Source organism: Nocardia sp. NPDC051787, assembly GCF_040681325.1.
GTDB lineage: Bacteria > Actinomycetota > Actinomycetes > Mycobacteriales > Mycobacteriaceae > Nocardia.
Genome location: NZ_JBFAYO010000023.1, coordinates 69,689 through 85,798 on the forward strand (window position 1 = coordinate 69,689; position 16,110 = coordinate 85,798).

The window sequence follows — 16,110 nt, forward strand, 5'->3', positions numbered from 1 at the left end:
CAACGCACGGACACATCCCGGACCACGAGGGCTGATCATGACCGCAACCTGGCCGGACAAGTCTGCGACCGATGGCTCGGCACTCGGCGGCACGGTACCCTGAAGCGCATGACCGGGGCTTCGATCGCCTACCGCTGGACGCGCAGCGAGTTCCTGCGCGCGTGGGAGGCGGGCGCGTTCGACCATCGCGTCGAACTCGTCGAGGGGGAGGTATGGCCGGTGGTAATCGGTTCTTGGCACGGCCGAGCAGTGTTCCGCATCGCGCGGAAGCTTCCGACCGACGGTGTCGAGGTGACCAGTGAGACGTTACCCACCGCCCAGTCCCTGCCGGACCCTGACTGCTGGGTCCTGCGCGCCGACGCGGATCAAGTCGATTCGATCGGTTCGAAGATCGCCGTGTGGGATCCGTCCGACGTACTCCTGGTCATCGAAATCTCCGACGAGACGGTGATGCAGGACCTGAGCGTCAAGGCGAAACTGTATGGCCGCGCTGGATACTCGGCTTACTGGGTAGTCACCAAGACAGTCATCTACGAGCACACCGAACCGACAGCCACCGGGTACCGGACGCGGAAAGAGTACCGGCCCGGCGACCACATTCCGGTGCACTACGCGGGCACCGAGCTCGCCGTGGACGACCTGCTGTCCTCCCAGTAGCGCGCACCTGTCGCCAGGACAACTTCCGTGATAGCGGGTTAGCATGCCTGCACGCTGCGGTCTTTTGCGGCGTACTGCCGAAGTTGTTCGATGGGATGAGGGTAACGATGCAACCGACGGTTCGTCGTCTTGTGGTTGGAAGCTCTGTCGTGGCCGCGCTCGCGCTGGGCACGCTGGTCGTGGCGCCGGACGCGGTGGCCGACGCGCCGTGTCCGGACGGCACCGCGCGCGTGTTCCTGGCCAACAGCACGAACACCTGCCAGGGCGGAGGGACGGTCAGCTACGACCCGCCCGGCGCGGTGTCGAAGGTGTGCTCGACGGCGACCGCCGACGTGACCGCCGAGGCCACGTTCAAGAATCGCCGGGGAAAGCTGATCACCCAGAAGCTCGACCTGAGCAGTGGCCGCTGCGGACGGTTCGACATCGCAGGTCAGCTGGGTGCCACGGTCACGGTCAGCTGAGCTACCTGCCCGCGGCGAACAGCAAAGCGCTGTCGCCGAACTCATGCCACAGATAGCCGGTATCCACCGCAAGGTCATAGGCCGCGGTGACGGTTTGCTCGCCCGCCACGGCGACCAGAAGATCCAGGTGTGACGCGCCGGGAGCGTGCCATCCGGTGATCAGTCCGTCGATCACCCGAGCCTGGCGATCCGCCCCGAGCACGAACTCGGTCCAACCGCTGGCCGCACGCACCAGACCGGATGGGTCCGCGACGGTCTCCAGCGCGCGTGTCACCGTCGTGCCCACCGCGACAACGCGTCCACCAGCGGCCTTGGTGGCGTTCACCAGTCTCGCCGTGGAGGCGGGGACGACGAGCCGTTCCGGGCTCGGCGGCTCCCCTGACTCCGGTGACGAAACGCCCGTGTGCAGGGTGACCGGCGTGAGCACGACGCCCGCGGCGATCAGATCCAGCACCAGACGCTCGGTGAACGGACGTGCCGCACTGGGCATTTCCGCGCTACCCGGGACCCTGCCGAACACCGTCGAGTAGTAGGACGCCGACCACCGCTGCGACACATACGAGTACGTGATCGGACGCCCGTGCGCGGCCAGCAATCGGGCAACGTCGGCGTTGATTTCCGCGATCCAGAGCCTTCGCGCACCCGGTAACCACGGCGCGCACAGGCTTGCCTCGGCGCCCGGAAGCCGTAGCACGCCCCCTGGCACGAGTCTCTCCGCCGGATACGGAGTGCGCTGCGTGGTGCGCAGCTCCACGACCCAGCGGCCGTCGTCGAGCCAGGTGGAGAAGTGCAGCACGACCGGCTCGCCGTCCAGCGTGGCATCGACCGCCGACGACATGGTGGCCGAATTGTTCACCACCACCAGGTCGCCCGGTCGCAAGTGATCCGGCAGTTCCCGGAACCGGGCGTGGGTCAGCCCGGAGTCCGCGACGAGCAGCCGGACTTCGTCCCGCGCCAGGCCCCGCGCCTCGGGCGGGGCGGCGGCGTCCCGCTCTCGGGGCAGAACGAAGGACAGCCGGTCGGCCTGCACCGTCATGACACTCGCCCGGCCGCGAAATCCGCTGCCGCGTACCGCCCGCTCCTGGGTTTCTCCGCCAGCAGCCGCAGCAGAGCGGGGACCACCGTCTCCGGCTCCGGCCGATCCGAGATGTCGACGCCGGGGAACGCCGCCTGATGCATCGCGGTGCGCATATCGCCGGGATCGAACGCGTAGATCGACAGCTGCGGATGCTCCGCCGCCAGGATCGCCGTGAGTTGATCGAGCGCGGCCTTCGACGAACCGTATCCGCCCCACTCGGGGTAGGGCTCCAGAGCTGCGTCGGAACTGATGTTCACCACGACGCCGCCGTGGTTCAGCAGCGGCAGCGCGAATTGGAGGATCGCCAGCGGCGCAATGACATTCGTGCGGAACACGCGCTCGAGCTCGTCGAGCGGATAGTCCGCGAGGCGCGGCAGCGGACTCGGGCCGAGCCTGCTGGCGTTGTTCACCACCAGAGCGAGTCCGCCCACACCACGCGCCGTGTCGGCCAGCCGCGCACGGTGGGCCGGGTCGGTGACGTCACCGGGAACAGCAACGAACGCCGATTCCAGCTCGGCGGCCACGGTCGCCAACCGGTCGGCGCGACGCGCGGTGCCGAGCACTCGCCATCCCCGCCCGATCAGCGCCCGCGCGAGCGCCGAGCCGAATCCTGCCGATGCGCCAGTGATCAGAGCGGTCGGACGAGACATGATGACCTCCTGGTAGTTCGTCCTACCGGTCGATCCTCATACCTCAACTTATCTTCAGGTCAAGTGCCGGTCACTCCTCGGCCGCGGCGTCTTCCGCGACCGTTTCCGGCGCTACCGCCTCGGGGCCACCTTCCAGCAGCCGCCGGAACCCGTCCTCGTCGAGGATCGGTACCCCGAGTTCCTCCGCCTTGGCGGCTTTCGATCCCGGCGCATCGCCGACCACCACGAACGCGGTCTTCTTCGACACCGAGCCCGCGGCCTTGCCGCCGCGCAACAGGATCGCCTCCTTCGCGCCGTCGCGGGTGAAGCCCTGCAGCGAGCCGGTCACCACGATGGACAGGCCCTCCAGCGTGCGTTCGATGGATGCGTCGCGCTCGTCCTCCATCCGCACGCCCGCGGTCCGCCACTTCGCCACCACCGCGCGATGCCAGTCGACGGTGAACCATTCCGACACGGCCGCCGCGATGGTCGGGCCGACACCGTCGGCGGCGGCCAACTCCTCGACCGAAGCCTGCTGGATGCGATCCAGACTGCCGAACTCGCCGGCCAGCGCACGCGCCGCGGTGGGGCCGACATGCCGGATCGAGAGGCCGACCAGAACCCGCCACAGCGGCCGGTCCTTTGCGGCGGCCAGATTCTCCAGCAGACGTTTGCCGTTGGCGGACAGGCTGCCGTTCTTGTTGGCGTAGAGAGAGGTGGTGAGCAGTGTCGCCTCGTCCAGATCGAACAGGTCGCCCTCGTCGGTGATCGCACCGGACTTGAGCAGATCGATCGCGCCCTCGTAACCGAGCGCCTCGATGTCGAAAGCGCCGCGGCCTGCCACGTGGTAGACGCGCTCCCGCAGCTGCGCCGGGCAGTACTGCTGGTTCGGGCAGCGGATGTCGGCGTCGGCCTCCTTCTCGGGCCGCAGTTCGGTGCCGCATTCGGGACAGTGCGTCGGCATGACGAACTCGCGTGCGTCCTCGGGGCGCGCGTCCACCACCGGGCCGAGCACCTCGGGGATCACATCGCCCGCCTTGCGGATGGTGACCGTGTCACCGATCAGCACACCCTTGCGCTTGACCTCGGCGGCATTGTGCAGGGTGGCCATCGCGACCGTGGATCCCGCGACGGACACCGGTTCCATCACCGCGAACGGCGTCACCCGGCCGGTGCGGCCGACGTTCACCTGAATGTCCAGCAGCTTGGTCGTCGCCTCTTCGGGCGGGTATTTGTAGGCGATCGCCCAGCGCGGAGCACGCGAGGTGGAGCCGAGACGGCGCTGCAACGCGGTCTCGTCGACCTTGATCACCTGGCCGTCGATCTCGTGCTCGATGTCGTGGCGGTGCTCGCCCCAGTAGGCCACCCGCTCGATCACCGCGTCGATGCCCTGCACCAGCCTGGTGTGCTCGGACACCGGCAAGCCCCACGCGGCGAGCGCGCGGTACGCGTCGTATTGCGAGGTCGGCGTGTAGCCCTCCATGCGGCCGAAGCCGTGGCAGATCATCCGCAGCCTGCGCCGCGCGGTGACCGACGGGTCCTTCTGCCGCAGCGAACCGGCGGCGGTATTGCGCGGGTTCGCGTACGGCGGCTTGCCCTCGGCCACGATGGCGGCGTTGAGCGTCTCGAAATCCTCCAGCCGGAAATACACCTCGCCGCGGACCTCCAGCAGCTCCGGGATGGGGAACTCGTCGCTCGGCGTCAGCTCGCCGGGGATGTCGTCGATGGTGCGGGCGTTCAGCGTCACGTCCTCGCCGGTGCGCCCGTCGCCGCGGGTGGCGCCGCGGACCAGGCGCCCGTGCTGGTAGACGAGGTTCAACGCGACGCCGTCGATCTTGACCTCGCAGAGGTAATGCAGCTCCGGCCCGGTCTCCGCCTCCACCCGGGCGGCCCAGGCACGCAGCGCGTCGAGATCGAACACATTGTCCAGCGACAGCATCCGCTCGAGATGGTCGACCGCGGCGAAATCGGTCGCGAACCCACCGCCGACGAGCTGGGTCGGCGAATCGGGCGTACGCAGGTCGGGATGCTCGTCCTCCATCGCCTCCAACCGCCGCAACAACGCGTCGAACTCGCCGTCGGAGATGATCGGCGCATCCCGCACGTAGTAGCGGAACTGGTGCTCGCGCACCTCGTCCGCGAGCCGCTGCCACTCCACCCGCTGCTGCGGCGTCGCCGGGGCCGCCGCACTGTCGCTGTCACTCACGCATCGCACATTAGCCGAGCCCACCGACAGGACACCGCCGTGTTCCCGCACGTCGCCGCCCTCGACAGCAGGAGATCCGAACGGTTCGTTTCGTCGCGAGAGCGCGGTGGACGCAGCGTCCGTGGCCGCTGGGATCAGGAGAACGAAAGCTCTTCCGGTTCCTCGGCATACGCCCGCGCAACCTCACTGGTGAGACGGAGAGCGCGGCGACCCCACTCCAGCGAGCCGCCCGCCAAACCGCAGGCGGGACTGACCGCCACCCGCTGCGCGAGCGTGCGACGGGCGAAGCCGAGCCGGTCGATCAGCCGGACACCCGGCTCGGCGTACTCGCGCCAGGTGACGCGGGTGGCCGGTGTGTGAGTAGGAACGACGCCGAGCACCAGTTGCTTGCCGGCTTCGAGGGTTTCCCCGATTTCGTCGAGTTCACCGGTGCCGATCGTGTTCAGGTCGAAGCCGATCGCGGCGGCGGCGCTGCGGCGCAGCAAGCCCAGCGCGGGCGGCTCGGCGCAGGTGTGCACGAGCACCGGGGCGGATTGGCCGGTGATCACGGTATCCAGCACGGCGAGCGCTTCCGGCTCGGGCAGGGCGCGCACGGTGTTCAGCACGCTCACGCCGCGCAGCGAGCCGTCGAGCACCGCGGTCGAGGATGGTTCGTCCAGTTGCAGGACGACCTGCGCGCCGAGCCGCGTGCGCACCTGCGCGACATGCTGGGCAAGCCCTTCGGCCAACGACTCCGAGAGGTCGCGCACCGCGCCGGAATCGGTGAGCAGGCGGTGGCCGCCGGGCAACTCCACCTGGGCGGCCAAGGTCAGCGGGCCCGCCGCCTGCACCTTGACCACGCGGTCGCGGCCGGACAGTCCGGCGTTCTCCCACGCTTCCTCGAGCGCGTCCAGGTCGGCGCGCAGCAGGTCGCGGGCCCGCCGCGAGACCGCGCCCGGGCGCGGCGCGAGCCGGTAGCCCCGCGGCGTGGTGTCGAAACGAAGGTCGACCAGCAGCGCGGAGGCGCGCCCGATGAGGTCCGCGCCCGCGCCGCGATCCGGCAGTTCCACCAGGTGCGGCAGGTCTCCGAGTTCGCCGACGATGGTGGCGGCGGCTTCCCGCGGATCGACACCCGGCCAAGAGCCGACTCCGGTGGCGATTCCGCCCCGTATGCGTAGGGGCTCGGTCACCGCGCTGCCTTCTTGCGCTACACCATCCGTGCCGGTCTCGTGCACCGCTGCCGTACTCCGTCCGTTCGATTCCGCCATTACCGGACTCCGCCGACCGCGGCGGTGCCACCGGACTCCGCGTTCCCCGCCACCGTACCGCCGGACAGGTCGAACGGCGGCGCCGGAGGCCCGCCGCACAGCGGCCGGGTACGGATCACCGCGCCGCCTCGGACCCCGCTTCGCTCGTGACTCGCTCGCGCGCCGTTGCGGAGATGGTCCCGCTGCCGATCACCTCGTCGCCCGCCGGATCCGGACGGTAGAGCACCACGGCCTGGCCTCGTGCGACTCCGGTCAGCGGCTCACGCAGCCGCGCGACCAGCCCGTCGCCCACCGGCTCGGCCACCGCGGGCGCGGTGCCGCCGTGCGCCCGCACCTGCGCCACGCAGTCGATCGGGCCCGCGGGCGCCGAGCCCGAGGTCCAGATGGCGCGCTCCGCCTCGACCGTCCAGACACGCAGCTCATCGGCCGAACCGACGTGGACGGTGCCGGAATCGGGGTCGATGCCGGTCACGTACCGCGGTTTGCCGTCGGCCGCGGGGCCGGGCAAACCGAGACCCTTGCGCTGGCCGATGGTGAACCCGTGCACGCCCTCGTGCTGCCCGAGCACCTGCCCGTCGGCGTCGACTACCGCACCCGGCCGGATGCCGATCTTCGCGCCGAGGAAGGCACGGGTGTCGCCGGAAGGGATGAAGCAGATGTCGTGGCTGTCGGGCTTGTTCGCGACGGCGAGCCCGCGTTCGGCGGCCTCGGCGCGGATCTGCGGCTTGGGGGTGTCGCCAACGGGGAACATCGCGCGGGAGAGCTGCTGCGCGGTCAGCACCGCCAACACGTAGGACTGGTCCTTGTCGGCGTCGACAGCGCGGCGCAGCACGCCGTTGTCCAGACGCGCGTAATGGCCGGTGACCACCGCGTCGAAGCCGAGTGCCACCGCACGATCGGCCAGTGCGGAGAATTTGATCTTCTCGTTGCAGCGCAGGCACGGATTCGGCGTTTCGCCCGCCGCGTAGGCGGCCACGAAATCGTCGATCACGTCGTCCTTGAAGCGGTCGGCGAAATCCCAGACGTAGAACGGGATGCCGAGCACGTCGGCGGCGCGCCTGGCGTCACCGGCGTCCTCCTTCGAGCAGCAGCCGCGCGACCCGGTGCGCAACGTGCCCGGTGTCGCCGACAGCGCCAGATGCACGCCGACCACCTCGTGACCGGCGTCGACGGCACGCGCGGCCGCGACGGCCGAATCCACACCACCGCTCATCGCGGCGAGTACCCGCATCAAACACCTCCTTTCGCACCGGCCAGACCCGCGGCCTTGGCCCGCTCCACCACCTGCGGCAGTACTTGCAGCAATGCGTCGACGTCGGCGCGGGTCGAGGTGTGCCCCAACGAGAAGCGCAGCGACCCGCGCGCCTGCCACGGCTCCACGCCCATGGCGATCAGTACGTGGCTCGGCTCGGCCACGCCCGCGTTGCACGCCGAACCGGTCGAGCATTCGATCCCGGCCGCGTCCAGCAGCATCAGCAGCGAATCCCCTTCGCAGCCGGGGAAAGTCACGTGCACGTTGCCGGGCAGGCGCCGCTCGCCGACGGGTCCGTTGAGCACCATCTCCAGGGCCGCAGCGCGGATACCCTCGATCAGCGCGTCCCGCAGCGCCGCCAATTCGACTGTGCGCGTGGGCAATTCGACAGCCGTCTGGCGCAGCGCGGCGGCCAGGCCGACGGCAGTGGCCGTGTCCGAGGTCCCGGAGCGCAGGTCGCGCTCGTGCCCGCCGCCGTGCAGCAGCGGCACACACGGCACATTCCTGCCCAGCAGCAGCACGCCCACGCCATGCGGGCCGCCGACCTTGTGCCCGGCGAAGCTCGCCGCGGACAAGCCGCTGGCGCCGAAATCGATCGGAAGCTGCGCGGCCGCCTGGACCGCGTCGCTGTGCATGGGCACCCCGAATTCCTGGGCGACGGCGGCGAGTTCGCCGATCGGCTGGATGGTGCCGACCTCGTTGTTCGCCCACATGATGGTGACCAGCGCGACGTCGTCCGGGTTCGCGGCGAGCGTGGCGCGCAGGACGGCGGGGGCGACCACGCCCTCGGCGTCCACCGGCAGCCAGGTGACCTCCGCGCCCTCGTGCTGCCGCAACCACTCCACGGCATCGATCACCGCGTGGTGCTCGATCGCGCTGGCGATGATCCGGTTGCGGCCCGACTCGGCGCGGCGCGCCCAGAAGATGCCCTTGACCGCGAGGTTGTCGCTCTCGGTGCCGCCGGAGGTGAAGATGACCTCCGAAGGCCGGGCGCCCAGATCGGCGGCGATCGATTCGCGCGCCTCCTCCAGCACCCTGCGGGCGGCGCGGCCCGAGCCGTGCAGCGATGACGCGTTGCCCGTCGTATGCAGGGCAGCCGTCATCGCCTCGATGGCCGCGGGCAGCATCGGTGTGGTGGCCGCGTGATCGAGGTAGACCGTCTGGGGCGCCGCACCGTTGACCGGACCCGAAAAAGCCGACTTCATGACCGATAAAGCCTATCCCACCCTGACCTGCGTACCTTGGGGCGTCCTTCAGCCCGCTTCGATCTACTCACGATTCGCAACCCACTGACCGGCTTCCGGTATTCCCGGGCACTGGCCGTGGAGCCGCCAGTGGCCGCAACGTCTTGGCGCGGGCGACCGAGCGGTGCAGCAACAGCGGCATCGACCGGCCGCATCATCGCGATCCGGCCCCGAAGATCGTGGCGCCACCTTCGCCTCGGGCCGCCACGACACCGCCGCCGAAGCCGCCGGCGCCGGACTCGGCGACTGGTTCGACATCCTCCTGCGCATCCGCGCGATCACCCCGACACACCCGCTGGATCCCCATGCGCCCGATTGATCCATCCACACCTATTGAATGAACCGTTATATAGCGGTACGTTGGTCGACGTATTGATCGCTTCCCGGGTAGATGCGGAAAACGGCTATCGAGCGGGGAGAAGCAAGCGGTCATCCGTCGAACGACAGAGGAAGTTCCGATGTACCCAAGCACCCGCCGGCCCGGACGGACGCGACGTGTGCTGGCACGCGGCGCCGCGGCGTCGATGCTGGCCCTGATGCCGATCACCGCCGTCGCCGTGCCCGCACTTGCCGACCCGATCGTGCTCGAGCCCGCCGAGGACCTCGACGCGGCGCACGGCCGCCCCGGCCACGGCCACGGTCGGCACGGCCACGACAGCTGGAACCGGGGTCGCCACGACGACTGGTTCCACGGACGCCACAACGACTGGGACCGGGGACGTCACGACGACTGGAACCGCGGACGCCACCGCCACGACGACTGGGACCACGGCAGGCCCGGATGGCACCACGGTTTCCGGCCGCCCACCGGAAGCGGGTTCTGAGCCCGTCCCCGTTCCGGAGCGGGCCGAACGTTCGGGGCTCGCTCCGGTCTCCGGCCCGGCTACCGCGCGACGGCGGCGCTGCGGCGACCGCGCAGCGACGGGAGGCGTCGCGGCCTGCGCACCTCCGGCGCGTCCGCTGTGACGGATGGGTCCTGCACCCGGGTGTGCCCCGCCTCGATCCACACCGTGTCGTCCAGCGCGCCGTGGCGTGATCGTTCCGCGCCGCGCACGGCCGCCTCACAGCGCCGCGCCAGCTCACGCCGGTCCGAACCGGGCTGTTGCACCGGTTCGAGCACCACCTCGGCGATCATCCCGCGCGAGCGCAGTACCCGCCGCGCGGACGAGGCGAAGGTGTCCACGCCGACGAAACCGGGCACCGTGCACGGCACGCCGTGCCGGTCCAGATAACGCAACCGCACCGGCTGCACCGCGGCGCCGGTGTTCACCGCCGCTTGGAACAGCGCGGGACGCATGGTGCCGTAGGCGCGGCCACACCATGTGGTGCCCTCCGGGAAGAGGCCGATCCGCTCCCCCGCGGCCAGCCGCGCGCCCACCGCGGTCACCACGCCGGGCAATTCCCGCAGGCGTTCCCGCTCGATCGGGATGACCCGCATCAGCTTCGCGAGTTTGCCGATCAGCGGCCAGTCCAGCATGTCCGCGCGGGCCACGAAGCCGAGCGGCTGCACCGAGGCCAGCGCGACGATATCGGTCCAGCCGATGTGCCCGGTGACGACCAGCACGCCGCGGTCGGGCACACCGTAACGAACCGGCACGAGGGCGGCGCCGCCCTCATCGGCGACGCCGTGCTCGTCCGCGGCCGCCCGGTTGTCGACGATGCGCAATCGCATGCCGAGGCAGCCGAGCAGCAGGCGCGCGTAGCCCCGCTGCATCCGTTCGCGCCGGCCGCGCGGCGTCATCACGTGCGCGAACGGATAGCTGAGCAGTAGTCCGGCGACCCCGGCCAGCCGGGCGGCCACCCGCTTCGCGCCGGCCTTGTCGATCGAATCCAGGCAGCCGGGACCGCAGGGGCTGGAGGGCATCCACGCGTGCGCGGTGGACACGGCAGGTGGCGCGTCGAAGACCACGGTTGTCACCGTCCCCCGTCGAAGGTGGCCGCGGCCTCCCGTAGCCGGTTGAGGTAGCGGGTGTTGATGGTGTCCAGGCCGAGCAGGACGACGAAATCCGCGACCGCGAAATCGGGGTCGTGCGCGGGCTCGCCACAGACCTCCGCGCCCAGCCGCAGGTAACCGCGCACCAGCGGCGGAAGCTTCGGGCGCGACGGCGGGGTGAGGTCATCGAGGGTCTTCCCGTCGACGATCACCGGGTTGTACGGACGCACCCGGCGCTCCGGGTCGGAGGCGTGGCGGCCCAGAAGCATGTCGCGCACGCCGCGCACGTTCACGCCGGGCGGGTCGGCCGGGGTGTCCCGCATCGGCACCGACACGCAGCCCATCACCCATTCGTAGCCGGTGAGCTGGATGTAGTGCAGGATGCCCGCCCACATGAGGGTGAGCACCGATCCGTTACGGTGGTCGGGCACCACGCAGGCGCGGCCCATTTCGACGATCCGCATGCCCTCCGGATCCAACTGGGCCAGATCGAATTCCGTCGCCGTGTAGTACCCGCCCGCGGCGGTGACCTTGTCCGGCGGCAGCATTCGGTAGCAGCCGACGAACTCGCCACTGGCGTCGTCCCGCACCAACATGTGGTCGCAGTGCTCGTCGAAACGGTCGGCGTCGAGTCCGGTTCCGGTGTCCGGGATCTGGAAACCCGGCTCGTTGGCGAACACGCCGTAACGCAGCCGCTGCGCGGCGACCCGGTGCTCGAGGTCGGAGGAGACCACCAGCGAGTAGCGCGACCGTTCCTCCCCGGAGCCCGACGGTCCAGCCGGGGCGGTCAACACGGACGAAATAGTCATATCCATGATGAAGCCAGCCCGACAATGCGCCTCAGCAACCTCGAAGTGTCGCGTCGATGCCGGTTCGGTGAACGAGACGGCAGTCACACCAACCGTTCACCGAACGGTTCCACCGCGTTCGTCCATCCGCTTCACAACCGCATCCGACATGCGGTTTATCTGCGACTAGCCGTTTCGGCCATCTCGACTCGTCGCGCGTGTGCCAGGCTGGAAGACGGCGATTCCGCCCCCTGCCAAACATCGGGCCCGGCCCCTGTTTTCGAGCCAACCGAGACCGAACATTCCCCGTTCGCGGCCCGGCTCGCGTCCGAGCGGCCGACGCGCACGAAGTCGCAAGCGGCGGTCACTCGGACGCGAGCCACAAGGGGGCCGCGAACACGCAGCGCGCAGGCGCTGCAAATCAACGCAGCTCAGGCAACGTAGCGTTCCGGAGCGCCTACCGTCGTCACCGGTACCTCCTCCTCGTCGAAGCCGGGGCGTCCGGTGCCGATGAACGCGACCAACCACGAGGCGACCGCGGCGAAGCGGTTGCGGAAGCCGACCAGGTACAGCAGATGCACGGCCAGCCACATCAACCAGGCGATCACGCCGCGGAAGGTGATGTGCTCGTTGAGTTTCACCACCGCGCTGAACCGGCTGATCACCGCCATGCTGCCCTTGTCCCAGTACTTGAAGGGGGCGCCGGGCTGCTTCTTGCGGCGGATGATGTCGGCGGCGTGCCTGCCCTCCTGCATGGCCACCGGCGACTGCCCGGGATAGCCGTTGAGCGAGGTCATATCGCCGATGGCGTAGATGTCGGCATAACCGCCGACGGTGAGATCCGGATTGATCAGCAAGCGGCCCGCCCGGTCGGTCTCGACGCCGGTGGCCTCGGCCAGAATCTTCGCGAATCCGCCCGCCTGCACACCCGCCGACCACACCACGGTCTCCGCCGCGATGCTGTGCTCCACCCCGTCCTTGCCTTTGACGGTGACCTTGCCGCGCTCGATATCGGTGACGAATGTGCCGAGCAGCACATCGACGCCGCTGCAGGTCAACGACTTCTTCGCGTATTCCGACAGACCGCCGCCGAACGGTGGAAGCACCTCGCCCGCACCCTCGACGAGTGTGACCGAAATCTCCTGCCGGTAGTGCCGTTTCGCCAGCTCCTTCAGCTGACCGGCCACTTCGACGCCGGTCGCGCCCGCCCCGACCACGACGAAGCTCAGCAGCCTGCGCCTGGCCTGCTCATCGGCTTTCGCGGCTTCGGCGAAGACGCGTTCGATCTGCCGGCGCAGCCGCCGCGCGTCGTCGATGGTCTTGAGCGAGAAGGTCTTCTCGGCGAAATCGTCCCGGCCGAAGTAGGACTGGCTCGCGCCGGTCGCGGCGATCAACGAGCCGTAGCGGATCCGGTGCCGCATGCCCTCGTTGTTCTCGTAGGTGACGATGGCCTGGTCGGGGTCGATGGCGACCACCGTGCCGAGGCGCACATCGGCCTCGCGGTGGCGGCGCAGGACGCCCGCGATCGGCGGTGCGATCTCGTCCGATGTGAGCACACCGGTCGCTACCTGGTACAACAGCGGCTGGAACAAGTGCTCGGGCGTGCTGGAGATCAGCACGAAGTCCACCCCCGACTTGGCCAGCTGCTTGGCGGCGGCGAGCCCGCCGAACCCCGATCCGACAATGACGACACCCGCGGTTTCGATTCCCGCATCCACGTACTGCATGACAGCCTCCTTCTCTCATTACGAACCGTGATCCAGAGGGCAGATATTTCAGGTGTCAGGGCGCATAATTTAGATGACTCTTATCTGGATCCGTAATTAATTGGAGGCGCTGTGGAACTTCGGCAGCTCACCTACTTCGTCGCGGTGTGCGAGGAGCTGAGCTTCAGCGGCGCCGCCGCGCGCTGTTTCATCTCGCAGTCGGCGATCAGTCACCAGATCTCCCGGCTCGAGCGCGATCTCGGCGTGCAACTGTTCGAACGCTCGACGCGCTCGGTCGTGCCCACCGACGCCACCGCTCGGCTACTTCCCCTGGCGAAACAAATGCTGAGCTTGGAGTCGGCGATTCGCGCGGCGGTGCGCACGGTGGGGCCGCGGATCCGGTTGGCCGCGAACATGTCCTTCGCCACCCGCTCGCTGTCGGCCATCGCGGGCGCGCGCGCCGCGCACCCGGAAGCCGAAATCGAGTTCGTGATCAAGCCGTTTCGCCAGCGCATCGCCGCGGTCACGGACGGGGACTGCGATCTCGCGCTGATCCGCGGCAGCGTCGATCAGCCGGGGCTGGTGGTGGAACAGCTCTGGGTCGAGGATCTGGTGATCGCCACCTCCAGCGCGCATCCACTGGCCGTCGAAGACGTAGTGACCCTGGTGGATCTGAGCTCGTATCCGCTGCTGCTGCCGCCGGAACAGGAACAGGTCCTACTGCACACCGTGATTCGCAACGCGTTCGCCGAGCTGCCCAGCGGTCCCACCTTCGGGCCGCCGATCCCGCCGGACCACACCGCGACGATGGAGTTGATCAACCGGCCGGACGCGTGGACGGTGCTCTATGCCGAGAGCACCACCGAGGGACTGGTGGTGCTGCCGCTGGCCGAACACAAGCTGCGCATTCCGGTTTCGGCGGTACTGCGCGCCGACGCCAAGCGTTCAGCGATCCTGACCACCCTGCTGTCCGCGCTGCACCGCTGCTGAGACAACCGCGGGTCAGACGCCCAGTTCCGTTGCCGCCAGCGCCGTTCCTTCGACGCGCGCCCGGATCTTGGCGAACGCGGTGTCGCGCGAGGTGGAGGTGTCGTCGGCGAACGGCGAGAATCCGCAGTCGTCACAGGTACCCAAGCGCTCGACAGGCAGGTAGCGAGCGGCCAGCAGGACCCGGTCGCGCACCTGCTCGGGAGTCTCGACAACCGGGTCGATCGGATCGGTGACACCGATGAACACCCGCGCCTGGGCGGGCAAGTGCTCGGCGACCGCGGCGAGCACCTTCTCCGGCTCCGGTTCACTGGCGAACTGGAGGTAGAACGCGCCGACCCGCAACTGCAGCAGCTTGGGCAGCAGCGCGGTGTAGTCCACGTCCAAGCTGTGTGTGGAGTCCCGATCGCCGCCCGGGCAGGTGTGCACGCCGATCCTGGCACGCTCCTGGTCCGAGAAACGACCCAGCACAAGGTTGTTGAGCTCGATGAACTGATCGAGCACGTCGCCGCTGGGATCCAGCTTCAGCGAGAGCCGCCCCTCGGTGAAGTCGAGCTGCACCAGGTGTGCGCCTTCGTCCAAGCAGCCGCGGATATCGGCTTCGGCCGCGTCGGCCAGATCGGCGAGGAACCGCTCGCGCGGATACTCCGCGATGCCGTCGGCCGGGTAGAGCAGGCTCAGCGCCGACGGCGCGATGATCGCCTGCTTCACGGGCACGGAAGCGTGCTGCTTCGCGGCGCGCAAGTAGTCCACCGCGTGCGCGGCGTAACGGAACGGCCCCGAGGTCAGCCGGGGCAGCTGCCGCTGGTGGCCGTCGGCGAACGGGATGATCGCGCCGTCCGGAGCCAGATTGTCCAGACCTGCGATCGGATAGGTGGCGAAGCTCGGCTTGGTCTGCTCACCGTCGGTGACGACGGGAGAGCCGAGTTCCTCCAAGCGGCGGATGGTCTCGGCGACCGCGCGCTGCTGGAGTTCGGCGAGCGCGGCGGCGTCGCCGGAATCATCGGCCATGGCGGCCAGGAGGTCGTGCGGTCGGGGCAGGCTACCGATCGGTTCCGTGGGGAGGCTCACGGGGCCGAGTGTACGTCCGGCACTGGTCGGTTCGACGCGAAATCGACTGCGGCGGAAAAGGTATGAGTTCCCTGCAACGCGGTTGGAGCAACCCGCACAACATCCGTCCCGATATTTCGGGAACGGTCACAATGCCCGTGCCGGACCGACCGCCGACGTCGTTGCGGCCGTGGACCTCTCCGCCGATCATCCTGCCAGCGAAAAACGACGGCCTCGAAGCGGAGTGAATCCGATCCCGATCGTGCTCGGTCCCTGCGCTGCGATGTCGTCGAGAATTCCGTGAATACCGGTGAACTGGAACGGCGCCCACGGGTTGAGCGGATTGATTGCGGAGCTGATCCCGACCAAACCGCTCGGCGTGGTCACCGGGCCACCGCTATCGCCCGGAATGATCGCAGCCCACGAACTGATGACGTTGTCCTTGCACTCGATCACGAGACCGCATGTCGTTCTGGACACCTGGCCGTACTTGCAGATGATGTCCGAGAGCGGAACAGGACGCGCACCGATCTTGCTGATCACGGTCCCGTTCGGCGTCGTGTTGACCGGATTGATCTTCGTTTCGTCCAGCTTGATGACCGCGTAATCCTTGGACGAATCAACCGGATAATGCATCGAGGGAAACCCGGGCCAATTCGTGGTCCACGTGGCGTAGTACCCGATCGGACCCAGTTCGCGATTCCCCGTCAGGAATACCTCCTGAGTTCCGGTGTCCCGAGTCATCAGGTGCCCGGCCGTGAGAGCCACCAGATTGCCGAGTTCGTCATATCCGACAGCCGCGACCGTCCCCCAACTTCCGCGGGGCGGTCCGCCATCGGACATGATCGACGTTCCCGGACCGAAGTTCACCC

General features: G+C 68.9%; 15 protein-coding genes. 4 read left to right on the top strand and 11 right to left on the bottom strand.

Going from position 1 to position 16,110, the window contains the following annotated elements; all coding sequences use genetic code 11:
- The first annotated feature begins 108 nt into the window (after positions 1–108).
- Together AB0M45_RS23580 and AB0M45_RS23585 are read left to right on the top strand one after the other, a co-directional pair.
- A complete protein-coding gene (locus AB0M45_RS23580; RefSeq protein ID WP_364332986.1) occupies positions 109–657 on the top strand; it encodes a Uma2 family endonuclease in 549 nt (182 codons plus the stop codon).
- A 149-nt stretch (positions 658–806) separates the two neighbouring features.
- A complete protein-coding gene (locus AB0M45_RS23585; RefSeq protein ID WP_364332988.1) occupies positions 807–1,118 on the top strand; it encodes a hypothetical protein in 312 nt (103 codons plus the stop codon).
- A 1-nt stretch (position 1,119) separates the two neighbouring features.
- Here the strand turns inward: AB0M45_RS23585 and AB0M45_RS23590 are convergent, their stop codons facing one another.
- From AB0M45_RS23590 to AB0M45_RS23615, 6 genes are all read right to left on the bottom strand, one after another.
- Positions 1,120–2,154 (bottom strand): S-adenosylmethionine:tRNA ribosyltransferase-isomerase, encoded by a 1,035-nt coding sequence (locus tag AB0M45_RS23590; RefSeq protein WP_364332991.1) that lies wholly within the window; start codon positions 2,152–2,154, stop codon positions 1,120–1,122.
- On the bottom strand, positions 2,151–2,846 hold the full coding sequence (locus AB0M45_RS23595) for an SDR family NAD(P)-dependent oxidoreductase (protein ID WP_364332994.1): 696 nt from the start codon (positions 2,844–2,846) through the stop codon (positions 2,151–2,153). Before AB0M45_RS23595 ends, AB0M45_RS23590 begins: the two co-directional genes overlap by 4 nt.
- Positions 2,847–2,916: 70 nt before the next feature.
- Positions 2,917–4,983 (bottom strand): NAD-dependent DNA ligase LigA, encoded by a 2,067-nt coding sequence (ligA, locus tag AB0M45_RS23600; RefSeq protein ID WP_364333098.1) that lies wholly within the window; start codon positions 4,981–4,983, stop codon positions 2,917–2,919.
- A gap of 182 nt (positions 4,984–5,165) precedes the next feature.
- Entirely contained in the window at positions 5,166–6,200 is a 1,035-nt protein-coding gene (locus AB0M45_RS23605) for a methionine synthase (RefSeq protein WP_364332997.1), read from the bottom strand.
- 193 nt (positions 6,201–6,393) lie between these two features.
- Complete coding sequence (gene mnmA, locus AB0M45_RS23610) at positions 6,394–7,509, bottom strand: tRNA 2-thiouridine(34) synthase MnmA (RefSeq protein WP_364333000.1); 1,116 nt, start codon at positions 7,507–7,509, stop codon at positions 6,394–6,396.
- Complete coding sequence (locus AB0M45_RS23615) at positions 7,509–8,735, bottom strand: cysteine desulfurase family protein (protein WP_364333003.1); 1,227 nt, start codon at positions 8,733–8,735, stop codon at positions 7,509–7,511. Before AB0M45_RS23615 ends, mnmA begins: the two co-directional genes overlap by 1 nt.
- A gap of 497 nt (positions 8,736–9,232) precedes the next feature.
- Between AB0M45_RS23615 and AB0M45_RS23620 the strand changes: the two genes are divergently transcribed.
- On the top strand, positions 9,233–9,598 hold the full coding sequence (locus AB0M45_RS23620) for a hypothetical protein (protein ID WP_364333006.1): 366 nt from the start codon (positions 9,233–9,235) through the stop codon (positions 9,596–9,598).
- Between the two features lie 59 nt (positions 9,599–9,657).
- Here the strand turns inward: AB0M45_RS23620 and AB0M45_RS23625 are convergent, their stop codons facing one another.
- The 3 genes from AB0M45_RS23625 to AB0M45_RS23635 form a co-directional block, all read right to left on the bottom strand.
- Positions 9,658–10,692, bottom strand: a complete 1,035-nt coding sequence (locus tag AB0M45_RS23625; protein ID WP_364333009.1) for a lysophospholipid acyltransferase family protein — start codon at positions 10,690–10,692, stop codon at positions 9,658–9,660.
- Positions 10,689–11,516: a GNAT family N-acyltransferase gene (locus AB0M45_RS23630; RefSeq protein ID WP_364333012.1), complete on the bottom strand. Its 828-nt coding sequence runs from the start codon at positions 11,514–11,516 to the stop codon at positions 10,689–10,691. Before AB0M45_RS23630 ends, AB0M45_RS23625 begins: the two co-directional genes overlap by 4 nt.
- A 410-nt stretch (positions 11,517–11,926) precedes the next feature.
- Complete coding sequence (locus tag AB0M45_RS23635; protein WP_364333014.1) at positions 11,927–13,222, bottom strand: NAD(P)/FAD-dependent oxidoreductase; 1,296 nt, start codon at positions 13,220–13,222, stop codon at positions 11,927–11,929.
- 111 nt (positions 13,223–13,333) lie between these two features.
- On the opposite strand from AB0M45_RS23635, the gene AB0M45_RS23640 reads away from it, so the two are divergent.
- Positions 13,334–14,191, top strand: a complete 858-nt coding sequence (locus AB0M45_RS23640) for a LysR family transcriptional regulator (RefSeq protein ID WP_364333017.1) — start codon at positions 13,334–13,336, stop codon at positions 14,189–14,191.
- A 12-nt stretch (positions 14,192–14,203) separates the two neighbouring features.
- Here AB0M45_RS23640 and AB0M45_RS23645 read toward each other — a convergent pair whose 3' ends face one another.
- Positions 14,204–15,259 (bottom strand): cobalamin-independent methionine synthase II family protein, encoded by a 1,056-nt coding sequence (locus tag AB0M45_RS23645; protein WP_364333020.1) that lies wholly within the window; start codon positions 15,257–15,259, stop codon positions 14,204–14,206.
- A gap of 186 nt (positions 15,260–15,445) precedes the next feature.
- Positions 15,446–16,081 (bottom strand): hypothetical protein, encoded by a 636-nt coding sequence (locus AB0M45_RS23650; protein WP_364333107.1) that lies wholly within the window; start codon positions 16,079–16,081, stop codon positions 15,446–15,448.
- Positions 16,082–16,110: the final 29 nt, after the last annotated feature.

Excerpts from the sequence above, each read along its gene's own strand:
- AB0M45_RS23580 (WP_364332986.1), top strand. The coding sequence starts at position 109 with ATGACCGGGGCTTCGATCGCCTACCGCTGGACGCGCAGCGAGTTCCTG.
- AB0M45_RS23590 (WP_364332991.1), bottom strand. The coding sequence starts at position 2,154 with ATGACGGTGCAGGCCGACCGGCTGTCCTTCGTTCTGCCCCGAGAGCGG.
- AB0M45_RS23595 (WP_364332994.1), bottom strand. The coding sequence starts at position 2,846 with ATGTCTCGTCCGACCGCTCTGATCACTGGCGCATCGGCAGGATTCGGC.
- mnmA (WP_364333000.1), bottom strand. The coding sequence starts at position 7,509 with ATGCGGGTACTCGCCGCGATGAGCGGTGGTGTGGATTCGGCCGTCGCG.
- AB0M45_RS23615 (WP_364333003.1), bottom strand. The coding sequence starts at position 8,735 with ATGAAGTCGGCTTTTTCGGGTCCGGTCAACGGTGCGGCGCCCCAGACG.
- AB0M45_RS23620 (WP_364333006.1), top strand. The coding sequence starts at position 9,233 with ATGTACCCAAGCACCCGCCGGCCCGGACGGACGCGACGTGTGCTGGCA.
- AB0M45_RS23630 (WP_364333012.1), bottom strand. The coding sequence starts at position 11,516 with ATGACTATTTCGTCCGTGTTGACCGCCCCGGCTGGACCGTCGGGCTCC.
- AB0M45_RS23635 (WP_364333014.1), bottom strand. The coding sequence starts at position 13,222 with ATGCAGTACGTGGATGCGGGAATCGAAACCGCGGGTGTCGTCATTGTC.
- AB0M45_RS23650 (WP_364333107.1), bottom strand. The coding sequence starts at position 16,081 with ATGTCCGATGGCGGACCGCCCCGCGGAAGTTGGGGGACGGTCGCGGCT.